General features: G+C 41.7%; 21 protein-coding genes and 1 tRNA gene. 3 read left to right on the top strand and 19 right to left on the bottom strand.

Annotated features, from left to right (window positions below):
- Positions 1–151: 151 nt before the first annotated feature.
- The 5 genes from ACIY14_RS07565 to ACIY14_RS07545 form a co-directional block, all read right to left on the bottom strand.
- Positions 152–1,081 carry an ATP-binding cassette domain-containing protein gene (locus ACIY14_RS07565; RefSeq protein WP_001291314.1) on the bottom strand — a complete coding sequence of 310 codons (930 nt, stop codon included), beginning with the start codon at positions 1,079–1,081 and terminating at the stop codon, positions 152–154.
- 10 nt (positions 1,082–1,091) lie between these two features.
- On the bottom strand, positions 1,092–2,159 hold the full coding sequence (locus ACIY14_RS07560; RefSeq protein WP_000159802.1) for an ABC transporter ATP-binding protein: 1,068 nt from the start codon (positions 2,157–2,159) through the stop codon (positions 1,092–1,094).
- Between the two features lie 8 nt (positions 2,160–2,167).
- Positions 2,168–3,094, bottom strand: coding sequence for an oligopeptide ABC transporter permease OppC (gene oppC, locus ACIY14_RS07555; RefSeq protein WP_000103693.1), 927 nt, complete (start codon positions 3,092–3,094; stop codon positions 2,168–2,170).
- On the bottom strand, positions 3,094–4,590 hold the full coding sequence (locus ACIY14_RS07550; protein ID WP_386704387.1) for an ABC transporter permease: 1,497 nt from the start codon (positions 4,588–4,590) through the stop codon (positions 3,094–3,096). Before ACIY14_RS07550 ends, oppC begins: the two co-directional genes overlap by 1 nt.
- A 66-nt stretch (positions 4,591–4,656) precedes the next feature.
- Positions 4,657–6,636 carry a peptide ABC transporter substrate-binding protein gene (locus ACIY14_RS07545; protein ID WP_409002128.1) on the bottom strand — a complete coding sequence of 660 codons (1,980 nt, stop codon included), beginning with the start codon at positions 6,634–6,636 and terminating at the stop codon, positions 4,657–4,659.
- Between the two features lie 306 nt (positions 6,637–6,942).
- Between ACIY14_RS07545 and ACIY14_RS07540 the strand changes: the two genes are divergently transcribed.
- Positions 6,943–7,013 (top strand) — tRNA-Cys (locus ACIY14_RS07540).
- 133 nt (positions 7,014–7,146) lie between these two features.
- Here ACIY14_RS07540 and ACIY14_RS07535 read toward each other — a convergent pair.
- From ACIY14_RS07535 to ACIY14_RS07485, 11 genes are all read right to left on the bottom strand, one after another.
- Positions 7,147–8,478: a hemolysin family protein gene (locus ACIY14_RS07535; RefSeq protein ID WP_409002127.1), complete on the bottom strand. Its 1,332-nt coding sequence runs from the start codon at positions 8,476–8,478 to the stop codon at positions 7,147–7,149.
- A 139-nt stretch (positions 8,479–8,617) separates the two neighbouring features.
- The gene (locus ACIY14_RS07530) at positions 8,618–9,442 is read right to left on the bottom strand and encodes a DNA/RNA non-specific endonuclease (protein WP_409002126.1); all 825 of its coding nucleotides are present in this window, start codon (positions 9,440–9,442) and stop codon (positions 8,618–8,620) included.
- Between the two features lie 40 nt (positions 9,443–9,482).
- Positions 9,483–9,677 carry a DNA-directed RNA polymerase subunit beta gene (locus tag ACIY14_RS07525; RefSeq protein WP_061415718.1) on the bottom strand — a complete coding sequence of 65 codons (195 nt, stop codon included), beginning with the start codon at positions 9,675–9,677 and terminating at the stop codon, positions 9,483–9,485.
- Positions 9,664–10,947, bottom strand: a complete 1,284-nt coding sequence (murA, locus tag ACIY14_RS07520) for a UDP-N-acetylglucosamine 1-carboxyvinyltransferase (RefSeq protein WP_409002125.1) — start codon at positions 10,945–10,947, stop codon at positions 9,664–9,666. Before murA ends, ACIY14_RS07525 begins: the two co-directional genes overlap by 14 nt.
- A gap of 23 nt (positions 10,948–10,970) precedes the next feature.
- A complete protein-coding gene (locus ACIY14_RS07515) occupies positions 10,971–11,201 on the bottom strand; it encodes a DUF1146 family protein (RefSeq protein WP_409002124.1) in 231 nt (76 codons plus the stop codon).
- A 55-nt stretch (positions 11,202–11,256) separates the two neighbouring features.
- Positions 11,257–12,294, bottom strand: a complete 1,038-nt coding sequence (locus tag ACIY14_RS07510) for a SepM family pheromone-processing serine protease (protein ID WP_057489243.1) — start codon at positions 12,292–12,294, stop codon at positions 11,257–11,259.
- Positions 12,278–12,766, bottom strand: coding sequence for a pantetheine-phosphate adenylyltransferase (gene coaD, locus ACIY14_RS07505; RefSeq protein ID WP_409002123.1), 489 nt, complete (start codon positions 12,764–12,766; stop codon positions 12,278–12,280). Before coaD ends, ACIY14_RS07510 begins: the two co-directional genes overlap by 17 nt.
- Positions 12,756–13,295: a 16S rRNA (guanine(966)-N(2))-methyltransferase RsmD gene (rsmD, locus tag ACIY14_RS07500; RefSeq protein ID WP_409002122.1), complete on the bottom strand. Its 540-nt coding sequence runs from the start codon at positions 13,293–13,295 to the stop codon at positions 12,756–12,758. Before rsmD ends, coaD begins: the two co-directional genes overlap by 11 nt.
- Before the next feature lie 64 nt (positions 13,296–13,359).
- Entirely contained in the window at positions 13,360–14,352 is a 993-nt protein-coding gene (gene asnA / locus ACIY14_RS07495; protein WP_000747987.1) for an aspartate--ammonia ligase, read from the bottom strand.
- A 109-nt stretch (positions 14,353–14,461) separates the two neighbouring features.
- Positions 14,462–15,145, bottom strand: coding sequence for a Bax inhibitor-1/YccA family protein (locus tag ACIY14_RS07490; protein WP_409002121.1), 684 nt, complete (start codon positions 15,143–15,145; stop codon positions 14,462–14,464).
- A gap of 55 nt (positions 15,146–15,200) precedes the next feature.
- Entirely contained in the window at positions 15,201–15,941 is a 741-nt protein-coding gene (locus tag ACIY14_RS07485) for a TrmH family RNA methyltransferase (protein ID WP_409002120.1), read from the bottom strand.
- 33 nt (positions 15,942–15,974) lie between these two features.
- Here ACIY14_RS07485 and ACIY14_RS07480 point away from each other — a divergent pair, with 33 nt between their 5' ends.
- Complete coding sequence (locus ACIY14_RS07480) at positions 15,975–16,253, top strand: acylphosphatase (protein ID WP_409002119.1); 279 nt, start codon at positions 15,975–15,977, stop codon at positions 16,251–16,253.
- Between the two features lie 77 nt (positions 16,254–16,330).
- Positions 16,331–17,260, top strand: coding sequence for a membrane protein insertase YidC (yidC, locus tag ACIY14_RS07475; RefSeq protein WP_409002131.1), 930 nt, complete (start codon positions 16,331–16,333; stop codon positions 17,258–17,260).
- 73 nt (positions 17,261–17,333) lie between these two features.
- Here yidC and pflA read toward each other — a convergent pair whose 3' ends face one another.
- From pflA to purR, 3 genes are all read right to left on the bottom strand, one after another.
- Positions 17,334–18,128 carry a pyruvate formate-lyase-activating protein gene (gene pflA / locus ACIY14_RS07470; protein WP_409002118.1) on the bottom strand — a complete coding sequence of 265 codons (795 nt, stop codon included), beginning with the start codon at positions 18,126–18,128 and terminating at the stop codon, positions 17,334–17,336.
- Between the two features lie 121 nt (positions 18,129–18,249).
- The gene (locus ACIY14_RS07465; protein ID WP_409002117.1) at positions 18,250–19,506 is read right to left on the bottom strand and encodes a diaminopimelate decarboxylase; all 1,257 of its coding nucleotides are present in this window, start codon (positions 19,504–19,506) and stop codon (positions 18,250–18,252) included.
- A 66-nt stretch (positions 19,507–19,572) separates the two neighbouring features.
- Positions 19,573–20,400 carry a pur operon repressor gene (purR, locus tag ACIY14_RS07460; protein ID WP_002874197.1) on the bottom strand — a complete coding sequence of 276 codons (828 nt, stop codon included), beginning with the start codon at positions 20,398–20,400 and terminating at the stop codon, positions 19,573–19,575.
- Between the last annotated feature and the right edge of the window lie 56 nt (positions 20,401–20,456).

The following is a 20,456-nucleotide window of genomic DNA, read 5'->3' as shown; positions in this document are numbered from 1 at the left end:
TATGGGACTTTTTTCTACAACAAAATAGGCTCCATAATCCCTATGGTGGTTTTACCCACTACAGAAATTATAGAGCCCCCTTTTACAAGCTAGTGAAAGGGGAATTTTTCTATTAAAAATGAGAAGACCTTTCGGTCCTCTCTTAATCTGTTTATTTTTTAAGTGCTTCTTTGTAGCGAGCAACTTCCGCTTGATTAGCCCAAACATAGTGACCTGGACGAATTTCCACCATAGATGGTTTGTCTGTCTCATAGTCATGTTGGCTAGGATCATAGACTTTCAAGACCTTCTTACGTTCCAAGATTGGATCTGGAATCGGTACAGCAGATAGAAGTGCTTGAGTGTATGGATGAACAGGATTGTTAAACAACTCCTCTGTCTCCGCTACTTCAACGATAACACCCTTATAGATAACTGCGATACGATCTGAGATAAAGCGAACAACTGACAAGTCATGCGCGATAAAGAGATAGGTCAAGCCCAATTCTTTTTGAAACTTCTTGAGCAAGTTCAAGACTTGCGCACGAACAGACACGTCCAAGGCTGAAATCGGCTCATCCGCAATAACGAAATCAGGTTCCATCACAAGAGCACGAGCAATCCCAATACGTTGACGTTGACCACCAGAAAACTCGTGTGGGTAACGGGTCAAGTGCTCTTTCAAAAGACCGACTTCATGAATCATCTTTTGAACTTTTTCTTTTCGCTCTTCTTCGTCTTTGAACAAGTGGTAGTTGTAAAGGCCTTCAGAGATAATATAGTCAACTGTCGCACGTTCATTTAAGCTGGCTGCAGGGTCTTGGAAAATCATCTGGATACGGCGGATCAACTCTGAAGATTCCTTATGAGATTTTTTCCCATTGATCTTATGACCGTCAAAAATGATTTCACCTTTACTAGTATTATTCAAACCAATAATGGCACGACCAATCGTTGTTTTCCCACTACCAGATTCACCAACTAGAGAGAAAGTTTCTCCCTTGTTGATAAAGAAGTTAGCGTTTTTAACGGCAACAAACTTCTTACTTCCTTCACCGAAGGAAATTTCTAAATCTTTAATTTCTACTAATTTTTCAGACATTTCCTTCCTCCTAGTCTTCTAGATGAGCAAAGCCCATTTTATCACGAATTTTATCATGTAAATCTGCGATGATTTCTGGTTTTTCAACCTTAGGAGCATTCTCATGAAGCAACCAAGTCTTAGCCCAGTGAGTATCAGTGACTGAAAACTGAGGCGCTTTCTGTTCAAAGTCAATTTGCATCGCATAATCTGAACGAAGGGCAAAGGCATCACCTTTCAACTCAGTATAAAGAGACGGTGGTGTTCCTGGGATAGAGTACAATTCCCCTTTATCATCAGCGAGCTGTGGCAAGCTAGACAAGAGACTCCAAGTGTATGGATGACGTGGGTCGTAGAAGACTTCCTCAACCGTTCCATACTCTACAATTTCCCCAGCATACATAACTGCCACCTTATCCGCAATACTTGCTACCACACCAAGGTCATGGGTGATAAAGATAATGGTGAAGTGGTACTCATCTTGCAAAGTTTTAAGCAAATCAATGATTTGCGCTTGAATGGTTACATCAAGGGCCGTCGTTGGCTCGTCACAGATCAAAATATCTGGGCGACACGCAAGGGCAATCGCAATAACGATACGTTGGCGCATCCCTCCAGAATATTGGAAAGGATACTCGTCAAAACGTTTTTCAGCGTCTGGAATTCCGACCTTGTTCATATAGTCGATTGCCATTTCTTTGGCTTCCTTAGCTGTTTTCCCTTGGTGTTTAACGATAACTTCTGTGATTTGGCTACCGATTGTATTAATTGGATCCAAACTTGTCATTGGATCTTGGAAGATGGTTGCAATTTTAGCACCACGGATTTTCTCCCATTCTTTGTTCGAAGTCAAGGCTGTCAAGTCTTGTCCACGATAATCGATGCTTCCTTGGGCAATGCGTCCATTATCTTCTAACATCCCTGTAAAGGTTTTTGTTAATACAGATTTACCAGAACCAGACTCACCTACCAAGGCAAGAACTTCTCCTTCAATCAGTTCTAGAGAAACACCTCTGATAGCTGTTAGAACTTTGTCACGAACGTCAAATTCCACGACGATATCGCGAGCAGTCAAAATTACATTACTTTCTTTTGTCATGTCTACTCCTATCTATGTGTACGTGGATCACTAGCATCCGCTAAGTTCTGACCAACAACGAATAGAGATAGGGATACCAAAATCAAGGTTGTCAATGGAATCCAGAACAAGTACGCGTTGGTCGTAACGTTTTGTGAGTAATCTGAGATCAAACGTCCCAAACTTGGCACTGTTACAGGCAACCCCAATCCAAAGAAGGAAAGGAAAGCCTCATAAGAGATAAAGCTTGGCAACATCAAGGTCATCGTAGAAACAATAACAGATACCAATTGTGGCATGATATTTTTCACGATGATTTTAAAGGTTGGTGTTCCAAGTGTTTGAGAAGCAAGGTTGTATTCCAAGTCACGGTAACGCATGATTTGAATACGAATTGAATAAGCAATCCCAATCCAAGTCGTCACACTCATAGCGAAGATCAAATTCCAGAAACCAGCACCAATTGAGTAAGTCAAGACGATAACAATCAAGAGAGATGGAATGTTTGAAATAATATTATAAACTTCCATCATGACGCGGTCAACAGATTTGGAAATCCCCCAAATTCCACCAACAATAACCCCAATTACAAGGTTAATAAAAGTGGCAATTACAGAGATAAGAATTGAATTACGCGCACCAAACCAAACCCCGTCAAACAAGGATTTACCATTACTATCTGTACCAAACCAATGTTCAGCATTGGGCTTGATAAAACGAGCACTAAAATCATTGACCTTACTTACATCGTTGAAGTCAAAATCTGAGAACATTGGGTAAATAAAGCTCATCAAGATAATGGCAACCAAAATTCCTAGCATAATGACTGTTGATTTTTTCTTTAAAAACTGTCTAAATACGGAGCCCCAGTAAGAGTAGGCAGGAGCATCAATCGTTTCAGAGGCAAAATCATCACGTTTTACAAACTGAAATTTTTCTTTATCAATTGTTGACATTATTTGCCTCCTTTCTCTGTCAATTTAATACGTGGGTCAAGCATAGTCATCCAGATATCTCCTACAAAGAGTGAGAAGATAGAAATACATGTAAAGATGAAGACGAGACCGACTACCATTGAGTTGTTTGATGCCTTAACAGAGTCAATCAACATTTTACCCATACCTGGGAAGGCGAAGACTGTTTCTGTCAATGTTGCACCACCAATAACCCCAATTACGGCACCTGGAATACCTGAAACCAAAGGAACCATGGCATTTTTAAAGACGTGTTTATTTGAAATTTCTTTTTCAGATAAACCTTTTGCACGAGCAAAACGGACGAAGTCTTGAGATTGCAAGTCAATCATGTAACGACGAATCCAGATTGCTGTACTTGGTGCTCCCAGCAAACCTAGAATAACTGCTGGCAAGACATAGGAACGCCAATCTCCAGCACCTAGGATAGGGAATGAGTCTGGAAGACCAATAGATGATCCAATCAAGCGAACGATATAAACCAAAGCAATCGTTGGAAGTGCAAGCAAGAAGGTTAGAGCACCTGTTGAGAAGCTATCAATCCAAGTATTCTTGTGGCGAGCCATAGCAGATCCAAGAGGAATCGCAATAGCATACGAAATAACCAAACCAATCAAACCAGCAACCGCTGAACTTGCAATCATAGATGGATATTGGTAGTTACTTTCTGTAGCTGTATATGGATCGTCCTTACCATAGTTAGCTATTTCACGCGCATCTGCTTGACTTGGAGATTTGTAGGTACGAGAGTAAATATCTACAGACGAAGTCTTTTTACCAGTGGGGAATTGAACTTCTGCTGTCTTGGTTTGTCCTTGACCTTGTGTGATAACTTGAAGCACTGGTGTGTTTGCATAAGTTGGGTAAGAGTCACCTAAGTTAATGTTCACAAAGTTTTGGTGTACAAACGGGAATTGATTGTTGAAATACAAAAGGTATTTATGTTTGGTACCTGAACCAACCAATGACCAACCGATAGCAGGGTCATTTTCAAAACGAAGATAACGTTCCAAGTTTGGATTCTCAGGGTCTTGAATCTTGTTTGTATGATCAATATCAAGTAAGTTCGCATAGAATTTGAAAACACGTTCAAAAATCGGAATTTCACGCGTAGCATAGAACTGACCACTCTCTGAAAAGACACCTAACGTCCAACCATTCCCAAGTTGGTTGATGTATTTTTCGTAGATTGCCTTATTGGTGTCATTGGCATCTACTGTTACAGATGAGTCCATTGTGCTAGCTTTTTCTTGCAACTCCTTAGTATCGTAGTACTCGATATAGCCCATACGTTCATAAACGGTATTCTCATAATTATCCCGCTTATCTGGAGTCGTTGCAATCTTGTTGTAGTTGGTATCCTGCTTGAAAATCAGTTTCCGAGGAACCATCGTATAGATAATCGTGTAGGTCAAGGTTGTCACCAAGAAAATAGACAACAATGAGCGCAAGACACGCATAAAAATATATTTTTTCATATCGTTTCCTTTTAAAATCCCAAAAGAACCTTCTCCTCATGGAGAGAAAGTTCTCTTGAGAGTTATTTATTTAACGTGATTCGTCAATTCTTTTTGAACTTTTTCGTTTGATTCTTTTTTCTCTTTGAGCCATTTCTCACGAGCTTGTTCGTAATCAGCTTTCGTTACAACCTTGTCTTGCAACTGAATATACTTGAAGTATACATCTGAGCCCTTATCTCCAGATTGACTGTATGACGCAGAGAATGGTACTACACGAGAAATGAATGGTGCTGCTCCACTACCTGACATAGCAGGAAGGAAGAGAGAGCTATCTGTCAACCAAGCTTGAGCTGCTGCGTATTTTTCATAACGAGCGTTCAAATCGTCAGTTTCTTTAGCAGCTTCATCAACTAACTTATCATATTCTTTCAAACCAACTTGTGCAGCTGCTGCATTTGCTGGATCGTCGTAACCCATGTATGTTTTTGTTTGCTCGCTATTAGTTGTTTTTAAGATATCAAGGTAAGTTGATGGATCTTCGTAGTCTGGATTCCATCCAACTGCTCCTGAGAGATCCCAATCTTCTGCCGCAGCGCTTGCTGCATAGTAGGTGATATTGTTCAGCTCATCTTTAGAAACTTGTTGGATATCAATCACTACATTATCCTCACCGAGTACTTTTTCAACTGTTTGTTTAAAGGATTGAATACGAGCAATATAGTTCTTATTGGTTTGGTCTACTGGAATGTCTAAATGGATAGGGAATTTTGCACCTTCTGCTTCCAATGCAGTTTTGGCTTTCGCAAATTCAGCCTTGGCTTTATCAGCATTGAAGAGACCATCTTGACCATCAGCAAAGTTTACATTCTTCCATTCATCACCATAAGTAGCCATCTTTTCAGTTACCAAGTCACCGAAGGTTTTGTCTCCTGCAGAAACAAAGTCAGGTTTCACAAAGAGGTTGCGAACTGCAAGAGAAGCAGCCTCGGTCCCATTTACTTGTGCGGAGTAAGCTGTACGGTCAAAGGCGAAGTTCAAGGCCTGACGGAAGTCTTTGTTAAGAAGGGCTTTCTTAGTAGAAGACTTTTCTTCATCAGTTGTCTTAGAAGTGTATTTGTAACCTTGACGGTCAATATTGACACCTAAACCAAAAATACCAGGTCCCGATGGAGTGTAAAAGATATTATCCTTATAACTTTCTGCTACCTTAGAGTAGTTTGAACTTGTAGGGAAAAGGCGAGCATAGCTGTATGCTCCACTTGTAAAGTTACGCTCAATGGACTCTTGGTCGGACCCATCATAGAAAGCAAGGGTAACTTTATCAAGGTGAACGTTATCCTTATCCCAGTACTGCTCATTCTTAGCAAATTCGATAGAAGATTTAGTAGTCAAACCTTTTAGCAAGAACGGACCATTATAAAGCAATGATGTAGGATCTGTTGCTTTAGCAAAATCTGATCCCTTTGATTTTTCAAAATCTTCGTTCAATGGCCAGAAGATTGAGTAAGCCATCTTAGAGTTCCAATATGGTTCTGGCTGGTTCAAGGTATACTCAAGAGTATAATCATCAACTGCCTTCACACCTACCGTAGAAAAGTCTTTTGAATTTCCAGACAAATAATCAGACAATCCTTTAACAGAAGTTTCTGCTAGATACAGAGCTTCGGATTTCTTATCTGCTGCGTGTTTCAAACCATTTACGAAATCTTTAGCTGTTACTTCAGCGTACTCTTCTCCATCAGATGTCATCCATTTAACACCTTTACGGATTTTGTAGGTATAAGTCAAACCATCTTTTGAGACTGACCAGTCTTCTGCAACTGCGGGAGTCAAATTCCCATATTTGTCATTTGTGAAGAGACCATCAATGCCATTTGAAGTGGCAATCTTAGTACTTTGTTTCCCTGAAATGAGGTAATCCAACGTTTCTGGGTCAGCTGAATAGACATAACCATAATTTTTTGGTGCTGTTGAATCAGATGATTTAGAAGAACCGCAGGCAGCTAGTACGCCAGTCGCTAATAAGGCAACCCCTGCTGCAACCAATACTCTGCTTTTTTTCATGTATATAACTCCTCTTGAAAAATTTAGGCTTATTGGAAATTATAACATATATCTTCTAAAAAGTAAACGAATTTTCAGAATATTTAGGCGTATATCTACAAAAAACTTCTCTTTGTCAGAATTTCCCCATTCTTTATTTGTATTTATGAGAAAAGAAAATTAATTTGTCTAGCTCTGTAAGTTTGATTTTTACAAGTTGCTTTTCCCTTTTTTCTTCACATGACATAATCTATCTTCTTAAATTGGATTTTAGAATAAGAAACTATTGACGGAAAATGATTTTCAAGGTATAATAATAAACGTTGAGGCGGTATAGCCAAGTGGTAAGGCACGGCTCTGCAAAAGCTTGATCGTCGGTTCAAATCCGTCTACCGCCTTTCAGTACCTGAACTAGCAGGAATTAACCGAATGAAAAGCCCGTACAATTGGGCTTTTTTGTTATTCCAAATAGATAGGGATAACTGTGTCTACCATATAGATTTACAAAAAGCAGTGACTCAAGTCACTGCTTTATTCTGTTTCTTCTTCAGTCTCTATTTCAGTGATTTGGACTTTTACCTTGGTAACACGTCCGTTTTTCACCTTGTCATTGGTTAGGATGATTTGTTTGTTTTGGCTGACCAATTCATAACTGAGTTTTTCAGTCGTTGGGATCATTCCCACACCCGTCAAATAATAACCAGCGATGGTATCAACATCATCACTTTCCAGTTCCACATCAAAGTAGTCATTAAAATCATTAAGATTCATGGTACCTTGAACGATATAGGTGTCTTCTCCTATTTGATGGACTTCAATTTCAGCCTTGTCAGTCTCATCATCAATCTCACCAACAATTTCTTCTAAGAGGTCTTCCAGAGTTACCAAACCAGCCATTCCACCGTATTCATCTAGTAAGATGGCCATTTGATTTTGGGTATTTCGAAGTTCTTTAAGGAGATCGTCCACAAAGATAGTCTCAGGAACAAACAGTGGCGTTTGGAGAATTCGTTTCCAGACAATATTGTCAAATCCATCCACAAAAGCGGCATTCAACAAGCGCTTGGTGTGAATCAAACCAATAACATTATCCTTATCCCCATCATAAACAGGGATACGTGAGAAATTTTGCTTTAAAATACTCTCGATAATCGTTTGACTGTCATCCTGAATATCCACCATAAAGGCATCTGTTCGAGGCACCATTAGCTCACGAGCCATTAGTTCATCTAAAGAAAAGACTCCCTGTAGCATTTCAATCTCATCTGCATCCAGTGTTTCTTCGCTGTTAGTGAGCATGTACTCAATTTCATCACGTGTCATCTTTTCATCCGCATCATCAAAGGTCATTGGTGTTAAACGACTTAACAAATTGGTTGAAGCAGATAACAGCCAGACAAAGGGACTGACAATCTTTCCAAGACCAATAATAATTGGTGCTGTTCGAATTGCCAAAGCATCTTTCAGATTGAGGGCAATCCGTTTAGGATATAGTTCACCAAAAACAATAGAGATGTAGGTCAAGAATGCCAAAGAGAGGAAACTTGCAATGGCGTAAGCCGTCTCTCCGCTTCCTATCCAAGATGCAATCACTTGTCCAAGGGTATCCGCCAATTTGGCCCCAGACAAGATGGTAATCAAGGTGATACCGACTTGAATCGTTGATAAAAAGTGGTTAGGATTTTCAAGTACCTTTAACAAACGAATGTAACGTTTGTCTCCCTCTTCTGCCTTTTGCTCCACTCGGGCACGATTTAGTGACACCATAGCCATTTCTGTAGCTGAGAAAAAGGCATTTAAAAAGGTCAATACAACTAAAAGTACAAATTGCAGTAACAAATCCTGACTGCTCGGGTCTTCCATGGTCTTTCTCCTAAAATAGTATCTTGTGTTCCATTATATCATAAATCTGCGTAGGAATCACATTATTTTCTAATTTATACAATTGCTCCCTTATCAATGACGGACAAGGGAGCAATTTTTGTTCTTTTGTAGATTGTTTCTAGTTTGTCACCGTGACTTGACCTGTTCGGTAATCAAGCTGGATCCCCTTTTGAACATTAGGGATTAGGACATTGAATTCCAACTCGCCATCCGAAGACTTGGCTTCGATTTGTGAAGCGGAAGGAACCAAATCCTCATTCGTAGCATAGTGGAGAGTTACCCGATAACGGACTCTCTTATTCTGGTCCAAGGCTTTTCTGACCAAACTCTCATAGTAGTTCTGACCTGTCGAATCCTCAGCCTGAGCCTGATTGGCCCAAGCTGTCTGGACTGCAATGTTCTTGGGATTGCTGGTAGAGGCATCAAAACCATCCAAACCACCTATCAAGGCATAGCCCAGCAGGTGTCCTCTATCGACTGCATGCGTGTAAGCCCCCTTTAGATTCTTGATCTGATGCCATCCCGGTGGCGTCCAAGAGGTGGAGCCATTGCCTGTTTCTTCACGATTCTTATACTGCCGAGTCGTTTTGGATAAGATGGCATTGGCAACAGTCGGGACTGTTTCTTTTCCAACTGTCTTTGTTTTATTATCCGCATAGGGTTTGCTTGAAACCTTGACATCTAGATTGGTTTTATTGTCATTGACAACAAAGGCCCCTGCTCCATTCCACTCGAGGTCCCCCTTGATTTGGTTCTTAATTGACTCAGTTAAGACACTTTCTGCCAGCTCCTGACTGGGAGCTTCTGGAGCTTGTTTTTTCTGACTAACCTTAGTTCTAGGGCTATTTGGAGCTGACCGCATCTGCTTGATATAATAGCTTCCAGCAGCCAAGAGTAAGAATATAAGTAACCCTATCAAAGTCTGTCTTGTTTTTTTGTCCATTTTTCTCCTTATTTCTTTAGAAAAAGACTGGCCTCCCAGTCTAATTTCCTGTAAATTTGCTAATCAATTCCTGCCACTTTGCTGGAGACAAGATAGCCCATGGATCCTGTCCCTTTCCTAGGATGCCATAGCCAACCATCAATCCGATTCCTAAAGCAAGGAAACCTATCAAGAGAACAATAAAAATCAACAGTAAGCGACGGAGCACATAGCGTAAGTTTTTATTCTTCTTCATCATTTGCCTCGATTCGCTGAATCTTCGCTCCTAGCTGAGCTAACTTCTCATGGAAGCGGTAGTAACCTCTATCAAGGTGGACTAACTTACCAACAACTGTTTCTCCTTGCGCCACCAGACCTGTCAAAATCAAAGCCGCACTAGCGCGAAGGTCTGTTGATAGAACTTCTGCCCCCTGTAAAGCCTGTCCCCCAACAATACGTGCTGTGTCACGGATAATCTCTGAATGCAAACCCATACGGCGCATTTCCTCCAAGTGTTGGAAGCGATTTTCAAACACCGTTTCCACCATGGTTGATTCCCCTTTTGCAACTGTCATCAGAGCTGTAAATTGTGCCTGCATATCTGTTGGGAATCCTGGATGTGGTAAGGTTTTTACATGAACAGCCTTGAGATTTTCAAGTTGAGAACGAACACGAATACCTTCTGATTCCTCTGTCACTTCAACGCCCATTTCAAGTAGTTTTGAAATCAAGGGACGATTATGCTCCCAGACTGCATCACGAACGAGAACATCCCCACCTGTCATAGCTGCTGCTACCATAAAGGTTCCAGCTTCAATACGGTCCTGTACTACAGTATGAGTCGTACCATGGAGGTCCTCGACACCAGTCACGGTGATTGTTTCTGTGCCAGCTCCCTTGACCTTGGCTCCCATTTCATTAAGGAAGATAGCGAGATCAACAATTTCTGGCTCACGCGCAGCATTTTCAATCACTGTCACACCATCAGCTAAAGTTGCTGCCATCATCAAGTTTTGTGTTGCGCCGACACTAGGGAAGTCCATGTAGATATGAGCGCCATGCAAGTGGTCTGCCTTGGCTTCGATGTAGCCAGCTGTCTGAGTGATTTTAGCCCCCATAGCTTCCAAACCTTTGAGGTGGAGGTCGATGGGACGACTTCCAATAGTACAACCACCTGGCATGGATACCTTGGCATGACCTACACGAGCAAGGATTGGTCCCAAGACAACGATGGATGCTCGCATCTTGCTGACATATTTATAAGGAGCTTCCTCCGTGATATCACCAGTCGCATCAACCTCGACAACATGAGCTTCCTCATCAAAGTCCACCTTGGCATTCAGACCACGAACTACTTGATTCATGGTGAAAACATCTGACAAGATTGGGACGTTCTGCAAGACTGTCTTACCCTTGCTTGCTAGAACAGTCGCTGCCAACAAGGGCAAGACTGCATTCTTTGCTCCCTCAATCGTCACACTTCCGACCAGACGATTATCTCCGCCTTGAACCACAATTTTTTCCATAGTTGTTTCCTTTACTTTTGATTTTATAATAGTCCTCTAAGTGCTTCTTGCCACAGTTGGTACAAACTGATAAAGAATGAACTCAAGATGCAGCCCATTACAATACTACAGAAGCCGACCAACAGACGAACTTTTTTCGCGTTAGTAGCAGTTACTTTTAAAACCTTTTCCCATCTTACAAGATCTTTTAAAAGGTAAAAACTCAAATAAATAAAGAGTATATGACTACTTATAGTGAATAATAATTGAACCATTTGACTATTATACCATCTTATCCGCTTGCGCGCTAGTTTTCGATTTTTCTACAAATTAGGGATTGTTTTTAAGGTAATCAATCGCATCCTGCAGGGTCTTAACAGGAACGATTTTCATCTCTGTTTTGATCGTTTTAGCCGCTTCTAAGGCTGTTTCATAGTTGCTTTTCGCATTGGGATCTGCTTTTTTTGCTTCCTCAGTGACTGGATTGTCAGGAGCAAAAAAGACGTTGGCTCCCTGACGAGAGGCTGCAACCACTTTTTTATCAATTCCACCAATATCACCAACATTTCCATCGCGATCAATGGTTCCCGTTCCCGCAACGATACGGCCATTACGAAGGCCTGGATCTGCTATCTGGGTATAGATAGCTAGACTAAACATGAGACCTGCACTTGGACCGCCGATACCAGCTGTTGAAAAGCGAATTGGAACATCACTGGTCACTTCCGTACGGTCAATCAAACCAATCCCAATCCCGTTTTTCCCGTTTTCGAGAGTGATAATTTTACCTTCTGCAGACTTGACTTTTCCGTCTTCTTCATAGGTTACCTTGACCGTGTCCCCTAATTGTTGAGAGTTGACATAGTCGACCAAGTCTTTGGAACTGTCAAATGTTTTGTCGTTAACAGCCGTCACTGTGTCTGCAATGTTCAGAATGCCTTTAAAAGTTGAATTGTCTGTCACGGTTAAGACGTAAACTCCCAGATACTTGAGTTCGATATCCTTTCCAGCCGTCTTCAATCCTTGATACTTGGCCATGTTTTGGGACGTTTGCATATAGAACTGATTGATCCGCATAAACTCTGCATCCGTAGAGCCACCCGTAGTTTCCTTGGCACTTCTAATATCCGTAAAAGGTGTTAACCAAGCATAGACAAGATGCGACAGAGTTGCATGCCGAATACCGACTGTCACAAACTGGTAAGCTCCTGCTTCCGTATCCTCTGTTTCATTGACTTTCAAAACGCGACGAATATCTTCCGCTCCACCTGGAACTTCTATGTAGTAAGGTAAAGGTACTACAAAGGCTAAAAAAGTCAATACTAATGCTAGGATGACATATAAGGGCCATCTAGTTTTTTTCTTCATGTTCTAATTCCTCCACAACGCTGTTTGGGACATATTGCTGAATCTCCTGACCAAACTTCAGAAGTTCTCTCATAGCCGAAGAGCTAATATAAAGATGCTCTGGGCGACTATATAGGTAAATGGTCTCGATTTCTGGAGCCAGTTGATGATTGTAGTAATCAAAACTAGACTCATATTGCAAGTCGGTGGTATTCCGCAAGCCACGGACAAGGGTTTTAGCACCCAGTCTTCTGGCAACATCGACGACTAGTTGGTCATGAGAAGCCAGGACCTCTACATTATCTATATGTGCCACAGCTTTTTCGACTGCTCGTTTGCGATTTTCAACAGGAAGAAAACCTTGTTTGTGGGGATTGTAGAACACCCCAACATAAAGCTTATCAAAGAGTTTACTGGCACGTTCAATGATATCCAGATGTCCATTTGTCATCGGATCAAATGAACCTGTAAATAATCCAATTTTATCTGACATAGACTGTCACCTTACTAATTCCATATATTTTTTCCTTCCAGATGCCTAAGCAGGCGATTTCTTCTGGAAGTTCTACAGACTTATCGGTTTCGCAGACAACCATGACCTCTTCGGAGAAAAGATTTCTTTCTGCCATTTTTTCGATATCTGCAACGATTTGTTCCTTGGCATAGGGAGGATCTAAAAAGACCAGATCAAATGTGCCTCCGACTTGCTCTAGGGCTCGGTCAGCCTCCATCTTGAGGAATTGAAATTTTCCAACTTCCTTGGTCATCTGGATATTTGCAGCGATGATAGCTTGGGCTCTTCTATCCCGTTCCACTAGGACAGCATGGGACATCCCACGCGAGACTGCCTCAATAGATAAGCCGCCACTGCCAGCATAGAGATCCAATACACGACCACCATCAAAATAGGGACCTATCATGTTAAAGATAGCTCCACGCACCTTATCCGATGTCGGCCTCGTCGTCTTTCCTTCTAGCGTCTTGAGAGGACGCCCTCCGTAGATTCCTGATACGATTTTCATACCGTTTATTATACCAAATTATAGGCAAAAAGAGAAAGAAAACCGAACCTTGCGGTTCGATTCTCTACAAGATATTTTCGTAAGTATCGCGGACCTCTTGAGGCCAAACACTAGTCTGAACTTCTCCAATGTGTTTCTTACGAAGAAGGAACATGGCCATCCGAGACTGTCCAATCCCTCCACCAATTGTCAATGGGAAAAGGCCGTTGAGCAGGGCTTTATGCCATTCCAACTCCAGACGATCTTCGTCTCCTGTAAGAGCCACTTGGCGGCGAAGGGTGTCTTCATCTACCCGAATCCCCATTGATGAAAGTTCAAAGGCACATCCAAGAGATTCGTTCCAAACTAGAATATCGCCATTCAACCCTTTGTAGCCATTTTCAGACTCTGTTGTCCAGTCATCGTAGTCAGGTGCACGGCCGTCATGAGGTTTGCCATCAGGCAACTCGCCACCAATACCAATCAAGAAGACAGCACCAAACTCTTTACAGATTGCATTTTCACGCTCTTTCGGTGTCAAATCTGGATAGCGTTCCACCAACTCTTCTGTATGGATAAAGGTGATTTGTTTTGGCAAGATGGATTCAATATCGTAGCGCGCTTCTACGGCTAGCTCTGTCAGACGAATAGCCTTGTAAATCTTCTCAACGGTTTCTTTGAGATAAGCGATATTGCGTTGACCATTTGGAATCACTTTTTCCCAGTCCCACTGGTCTACATATACAGAGTGGGTCGCATCAAGCGAATCTTCGTCTGGACGAAGGGCCTTCATGTGAACAAACAGACCTTCACCTTCACCAAAACCAAAACGAGCCAAGGTGTGGCGTTTCCATTTGGCTAGTGAGTGAACGACTTCATAAGTTTCATCTGGGATCTGCAAGACCTTTACGGATACTGGATGTTCAACACCGGACAGGTTGTCCTGCATCCCATCACCAACCTTGCTCAAGATAGGACCTTGAACTTCAACAACTTCTAACTTATCTTTCAAATACTGGGTAAAGGTGTTTTTGACAAAGGAAATCTCTTCTTGCTGATGGATAAAACTTTTCTTCATAAACGACTCCTCAAAAATTAGTTAAAAGCATTATACACCTATTTCCAAGAAAAGAAAAGAGTAAACGAGAAAAAGTCAGTGCTCTTTCGAACACTGACTCTGTCATTCATTAATCGTTTCGACCAAAGATTCGTAAGATGCTAAGGAAGAGGTTGATAAAGTCTAAGTAGATGCTGAGTGCCATTGAGATGACCCAACCTGTCGCTACTTGTCCTCGTGACTGCTCATAAACATAGCGAATCTTTTGGTTGTCCCAAGCAATCAAACCTGAGAAAACCAAGACCATGGCAATACTAATCATGTAGTCAAAGAAGCTATTGGCTAAAAATAGATTCACGACCATGGCAATGATGAGGCCGACAAGTGCTGCCATCAAAGCTCGTCCTATTCCACCCAAATCTTTCTTGGTGAAAATTCCGATTACCGCCATGACAAAGAAGAGAAGGGCGCTGGATACAAAGGCTGATAAGACGGTCCCAGGTGTATAGAAGGCTACGACAAAACTGAGCGTAAATCCATTTAAAACAGAATAAACTAAAAATACTGGGAGAGCTGCTGGGCTGTTCTTCGCAGCCATGCTACTTGCAACAAAGACTAGAGCAAGTTCTGCAAAAGTTGCAATCATCAACCAGAGACGGCCATGCATTAAAAAGTAAGTCAATTGAGACTGAAAAACTGTCAACATCAAAGCTGACACGAGAGCTGATAGACCAATCCCAAGTCCCACAAAAGCATAAACCTTAGCGTAAAATTGATTGAGACCTGAACGTTCTTGAATAATTGTTTGATTCATTCCGATTCTCCTTTTCTCTATAACTATGTCTTGATTATAACAAAGATTTTATAAATTAGCTGAAATAAAACATCAATATGCCTGCGGCAACTGCTACATTGAGGCTCTCTGCTCGACCTTTCATACCAATATGAACCAGCTGATTGGCACTTTCAGCCATGATAGGACTAATCCCCTGCCCTTCATTCCCCATGACTAAAGCAAAGTCTTCTACGAGAGAAAGCTCACGATAATCCTTGGAATCTCTCGATAAGGTTGTTGCCAGAATAGGCAAGTTGCTCTTCTTTGCTTCTTCTATAAAGGTAGCAACAGGCATACGATAGATGGGCAAATGAAAATGGCTTCCTTGCATGGAACGCAGGGTCTTGAGACTGTAGATATCTGCTGACTTGTCTGAAACAATGACCCCTGTAAAACCTGCAGCATCCGCAGTCCGAATCATGGTACCCACATTACCTGGATCTTGGACATCTTCTAAAATTAGAAACTTACCCTGACTAAAATCAGGCAGCCCCGCTTCTTCTTTTTGAATAACTGCAACAATGCCTTGAGGGGTTTGCGTATCGGCTAAATCCCGCAAAATTTCCTCTGAAACCCAGACCGTTTGAGGAAAAGCAGCTAACTGATCTCGGTAACTTTCCAGAGCAAAGATCCTCTCAATCGTCACCCCAGCTTGAACAGCTTCTTCGAATAAGTGCCAACCTTCAATCAAATAGGCAGACCTTCGATATTTTTTTTGATGTAATTTCTTGGCATTTTTTACCACAGAATTGGCTTTTGAGGTTATAATAGTCATAGAAATATTATAACACAATCAAAGGGGTTTGGTATGCAAAAGGTTAGAATGATTGCCCAAGGCAGGGTGCAAGGTGTTGGTTTTCGCTGGGGTGTTTATACTTTAGCTCTTGAAATTGGTGGCATCACTGGTCGTGTCTGGAATAACGACGATGGCACAGTGGAAATTCTTGCTCAGGCAGACTCCTCTGCCACTATAGCAAAATTTATCCAAGAAATCCGAAAAGGTCCGACACCCTTTTCAAAAGTCACCTACCTGGATGTGCAAATGAGCAACTTTTCATCCTATCCAGACTTCAAAGTCGCAAATTAGGTCTCTAGAACTATTGTATATTTTACAAAAAAACAGTAGAATAGAAAGGTATAATTTTTAAAGAAGGAATGAAAACATTGAAATCTATTAAACGTTTTGCCCTCTCTGCTATGGGAGTGGCTATGCTACTCGTCTTGACAGGCTGTGTCCAAGTAGACAAAGCAACAGGACAACCTACTGGTTTTATCTGGAACACTATCGGATCGCCTATGGCAGAGGCTATCAAGTACTTCGCTACTGATAAAGGTCTAGGCTTTGGTGTGGCTATCATTATCGTAACCATTATCGTGCGCTTGATTATCTTGCCACTTGGTATCTACCAATCATGGAAGGCGACACTTCACTCTGAAAAGATGAATGCCCTCAAACACGTGCTCGAACCACATCAAACACGCCTTAAAGAGGCAACAACTCAAGAAGAAAAACTAGAAGCACAACAGGCTCTCTTTGCTGCACAAAAAGAAAACGGCATCAGCATGTTCGGTGGTGTAGGATGCTTCCCTATCCTTATTCAGATGCCGTTCTTCTCTGCTATCTACTTTGCAGCCCAGTATACTGATGGAGTATCTAGCTCTACCTTCTTGGGTATCAATCTCGGTTCCCCAAGTATAATCCTTGTCGCCTTCGCTGGTATCCTCTACTATCTCCAATCACTCCTTTCACTTCACGGAGTAGAAGACGAGATGCAAAGAGATCAACTCAAGAAAATGATTTACATGAGCCCACTCATGATTGTCGTCTTCTCCCTCTTCGCACCAGCCAGTGTGACACTTTACTGGGTTGTCGGTGGTTTCATGATGATTCTCCAACAGTTCATCGTTAACTATGTTGTTCGTCCAAAACTTCGTCAAAAAGTACGTGAAGAATTTGCCAAAAATCCACCAAAAGCAAGTTCAGCATCAACTACAGGCGGGCGAAAAGATATCACTCCTAACCAAGCAACTGCAATTACGACTACTAAGAAACATAAAAAACGCAATGCTGGTAAACAACATTCTAGAAAATAAAGTAACGGCTTAGCTGAAAGGCTAGGCCTTTTTTGCATCACAAAAGCCTGATGTTCCCCATCAGGCTTCTTTTTTATCTATGTACACGTTTCATATAGTCTTGATAGCTTTCTGTATCCATAAGTTTTTTGGCATTCTTGACACGGTCTGCTGTTGGTGGTTTTACCCCTTCAAGTGAGTATGGAATTCCAAGTTCACGCCACTTGAATTCTCCCATAGTGTGATAAGGTAGAATTTCAAACTTATCAACATTTTTGAGGGTTTTGACGAATTTGCCGAGTTCAATCAAGTCCTCATCTCTATCTGTCAAGCCTGGAACCAGCACATGGCGAATCCACACAGGCTTCCCGATATCTGATAGATATTTTGCACAAGCCAAGATGTTTTTATTGGTTTGGCTAGTAACAATCCTGTGTTGTTCGTCGTTGATTTCCTTGATATCCAAGAGAACCAAATCTGTCACCGCCATGAGTTTATTAAACTTTTCGAGATAACGTGGTTTATTACGGAATGGAAGGGCACAGGTATCCAAGGTACAGTGGATCCCTTTTTCCTTGGCCTTGGTAAAAAGGGCAATCAAGAAATCAATCTGTAAGAGAGCTTCTCCTCCACTGACAGTAATTCCTCCCTTGTCTCCCCAAAAACCACGGTAGCGAAGAGCTTCTGACAAGACATCGTCTACTGTCCGTTCGCGTGATTTATTGGTCTCCATAGCCCATGTATCAGGGTTATGACAGTACTGGCAACGCATGTGACAACCCTGCAAAAAGACAATGAAACGAATCCCGGGGCCATCTACCGCCCCAAAACTCTCTGTCGAATGCACCATTCCTGTCACTTGTCCATAGTCAATTGTTTCTTCAGACATATCGTCACCTTCCTTGAAACCGTTTTATAGTTTTATTATATCACGAGTAAGGTGAAAAACAAGGTTTTTTTGTCTATTTTTTAGAAAGCAATCTGTTTTTCACTTTCATTTTCAATTTCTTTTAATGATCCGATTCAAAATCAAAACCATACAAGGTTGCGAAATAGTCCTCAGGGCGCTCTGCACGGCGGATTTGGCGAGCTTTTCCTTCTTCGGTATAGAGGATTTCTGCCGAGCGTAGTTTGGCATTGTACTGATAACCCATGGAGAATCCATGTGCACCTGTATCATGAATTACCAACAAATCACCGATTTCTGTATGAGGTAGTTCGCGATTCACTGCAAATTTATCATTGTTTTCACAGAGTGAACCGACCACATCTACCACCTCAATAGGTCCATCTGGATGGGTCAGATTGGTGATATGGTGGTAGGCTCCATACATGGCGGGACGCATGAGGTTGACTGCTGATGCATCCACACCTAGATAGGCACGGTAAGTTTTTTTCTTATGAGTGACTCTTGTGACCAAAGCTCCGTGAGGGGCTAACATAAAGCGGCCCAATTCAGTAAAAATCTTGACCTGACCAAGACCTGCCGGCGTAAGGACTTCTTCATAAACCTTACGCACACCTTCACCAATCACAGCGATATCATTTGGTTCCTGCTCCGGACGATAGTTAACACCAATACCACCAGAAAGATTGATAAAGTCTAGCGAAATGCCCAACTTTTCCTTGATTTCAACAGCCAATTCAAAGAGCTGACGTGCCAACTCTGGATAATAGAGATGGGTGACAGTATTGGATGCTAGGAAAGAGTGAATCCCAAAAGTCTTAGCTCCTTTTTCCTTTAAGATGGCAAAAGCTTCAAAGAGTTGATTCTTGGTCATGCCAAACTTGGCTTCCCCAGGATTGTCCATGATATCTGTTCCTAGCTCAAAAACGCCTCCAGGATTGTAACGACAAGAGATGATTTCTGGAATGCCTGCCGCTCGCTCCAGATGTTCAATGTCTTCAAAGGCATCCAAGTTAATAGTTGCGCCCAATTCACGCGCATAGGCATATTCCTTGTCAGGCGTGTTGTTAGAAGAGAACATGATTTCAGAACCCGGAAAATCCAGTTTATGGCTCATCAAGAGCTCTACATAACTAGAGCAGTCCACACCGCAACCTTCCTTTTGGAGGATTTTCAAGATGGCTGGGGTTGGAGTAGCCTTAACTGCAAAATATTCTTTGAATCCCTTATTCCAAGAAAAGGCCTGGTTGACGGCTCTTGCTTTTTCACGGATTCCCTTCTCGTCATACAAGTGAAAGGGAGTCGGAAACTCTGCAACAATCGTTTCTAAATCTTCTCGGCTGATAAATGGTGTTTTCATAAGCATCCTTCTATTCTGTTTGCAAAGAAAGGCTGGGACAATCGTTCCAACCTTTAGTTCTATCTCTTATTTGTCTTCGTCAAAGATATTTCCAATCTCAACATCGATGGATTGGTTCTTAACATCAATATTGGTTACTTTCAAGAGTGACTTGTAATCGAACTGCTTTTCACGTTCTTCTTGGGCATTATCTGCAAAGACTGCAACACCAGCCAGTTCAGAGTCAAACTCACGCAAGAGACTGATCATCCCATTGACAGTTCCCCCACCTTTCAAAAAGTCATCCACGATCAAGACACGACTGCCAGCCTTGAGACTGCGTTTTGAAAGGAACATTTTCTCAATGCGGTCACCGCTGGAACCTGAAACATAGTTGACACTGACCGTTGAACCTTCGGTAATTTTTAAGTCACGACGCACAATGACAAATGGAACATTGAGGACATTGGCAACTGCATTTGCGAGTGGCACACCTTTTGTTGCTACTGTCATAACAGCATCGATTTTTTGGTCCATAAAGCTCTTGGCAATGATGCGTCCAATATTTTTCAAAATGGCAGGCGTACTGAGTAAATCAGACAGGTAGATGTAGCCACCTGGCAAGATACGGTCACTTTCTGAAAGTTTGTCACGCAAATCTGCGATCATTTCTTTGGCTTCATGACTCGAGATTGATGGTGTAAAGATAACGCCACCACCTGCTCCAGTCACAGTCTGAATATGGCCGATTTCAATTTCCTCAAAGGCTCGCTTGATAATCACGATGTCCTCTGAAATTGATGATTTAGCAGATTCGTACTTTTCTGCAAAGGTATTGAGACTTGTTAGTTTGTATGGATTATTAATCAAATAGTTGGAAATGACAACCATCCGATCACTTCTTCTTAATTTCATTTTTATTTACCATTCCATTTAATTTTGATATTTTATCCATTATACCACATTCACAT

The organism is Streptococcus sp. ST16, assembly GCF_046098135.1.
Lineage (GTDB): Bacteria > Bacillota > Bacilli > Lactobacillales > Streptococcaceae > Streptococcus.
The sequence above is the reverse complement of the archived record's forward strand: the minus strand, read 5'-3'. Positions and strand labels throughout refer to the sequence as shown.

What these genes read in the sequence shown, in the direction of transcription:
- pflA (WP_409002118.1), bottom strand. Translation starts at nt 18,128, where the DNA reads ATGTCTGAAGAAACAATTGACTATGGACAAGTGACAGGAATGGTGCAT.
- ACIY14_RS07465 (WP_409002117.1), bottom strand. Translation starts at nt 19,506, where the DNA reads ATGAAAACACCATTTATCAGCCGAGAAGATTTAGAAACGATTGTTGCA.
- ACIY14_RS07525 (WP_061415718.1), bottom strand. Translation starts at nt 9,677, where the DNA reads ATGAAGAAGAATAAAAACTTACGCTATGTGCTCCGTCGCTTACTGTTG.
- ACIY14_RS07530 (WP_409002126.1), bottom strand. Translation starts at nt 9,442, where the DNA reads ATGGACAAAAAAACAAGACAGACTTTGATAGGGTTACTTATATTCTTA.
- ACIY14_RS07485 (WP_409002120.1), bottom strand. Translation starts at nt 15,941, where the DNA reads ATGACTATTATAACCTCAAAAGCCAATTCTGTGGTAAAAAATGCCAAG.
- ACIY14_RS07550 (WP_386704387.1), bottom strand. Translation starts at nt 4,590, where the DNA reads ATGAAAAAATATATTTTTATGCGTGTCTTGCGCTCATTGTTGTCTATT.
- murA (WP_409002125.1), bottom strand. Translation starts at nt 10,947, where the DNA reads ATGGAAAAAATTGTGGTTCAAGGCGGAGATAATCGTCTGGTCGGAAGT.
- oppC (WP_000103693.1), bottom strand. Translation starts at nt 3,094, where the DNA reads ATGTCAACAATTGATAAAGAAAAATTTCAGTTTGTAAAACGTGATGAT.
- ACIY14_RS07545 (WP_409002128.1), bottom strand. Translation starts at nt 6,636, where the DNA reads ATGAAAAAAAGCAGAGTATTGGTTGCAGCAGGGGTTGCCTTATTAGCG.
- ACIY14_RS07565 (WP_001291314.1), bottom strand. Translation starts at nt 1,081, where the DNA reads ATGTCTGAAAAATTAGTAGAAATTAAAGATTTAGAAATTTCCTTCGGT.
- ACIY14_RS07510 (WP_057489243.1), bottom strand. Translation starts at nt 12,294, where the DNA reads ATGAAGAAAAAAACTAGATGGCCCTTATATGTCATCCTAGCATTAGTA.
- ACIY14_RS07480 (WP_409002119.1), top strand. Translation starts at nt 15,975, where the DNA reads ATGCAAAAGGTTAGAATGATTGCCCAAGGCAGGGTGCAAGGTGTTGGT.
- ACIY14_RS07560 (WP_000159802.1), bottom strand. Translation starts at nt 2,159, where the DNA reads ATGACAAAAGAAAGTAATGTAATTTTGACTGCTCGCGATATCGTCGTG.
- ACIY14_RS07490 (WP_409002121.1), bottom strand. Translation starts at nt 15,145, where the DNA reads ATGAATCAAACAATTATTCAAGAACGTTCAGGTCTCAATCAATTTTAC.
- coaD (WP_409002123.1), bottom strand. Translation starts at nt 12,766, where the DNA reads ATGTCAGATAAAATTGGATTATTTACAGGTTCATTTGATCCGATGACA.
- purR (WP_002874197.1), bottom strand. Translation starts at nt 20,400, where the DNA reads ATGAAATTAAGAAGAAGTGATCGGATGGTTGTCATTTCCAACTATTTG.
- ACIY14_RS07535 (WP_409002127.1), bottom strand. Translation starts at nt 8,478, where the DNA reads ATGGAAGACCCGAGCAGTCAGGATTTGTTACTGCAATTTGTACTTTTA.
- ACIY14_RS07515 (WP_409002124.1), bottom strand. Translation starts at nt 11,201, where the DNA reads ATGGTTCAATTATTATTCACTATAAGTAGTCATATACTCTTTATTTAT.
- asnA (WP_000747987.1), bottom strand. Translation starts at nt 14,352, where the DNA reads ATGAAGAAAAGTTTTATCCATCAGCAAGAAGAGATTTCCTTTGTCAAA.
- rsmD (WP_409002122.1), bottom strand. Translation starts at nt 13,295, where the DNA reads ATGAAAATCGTATCAGGAATCTACGGAGGGCGTCCTCTCAAGACGCTA.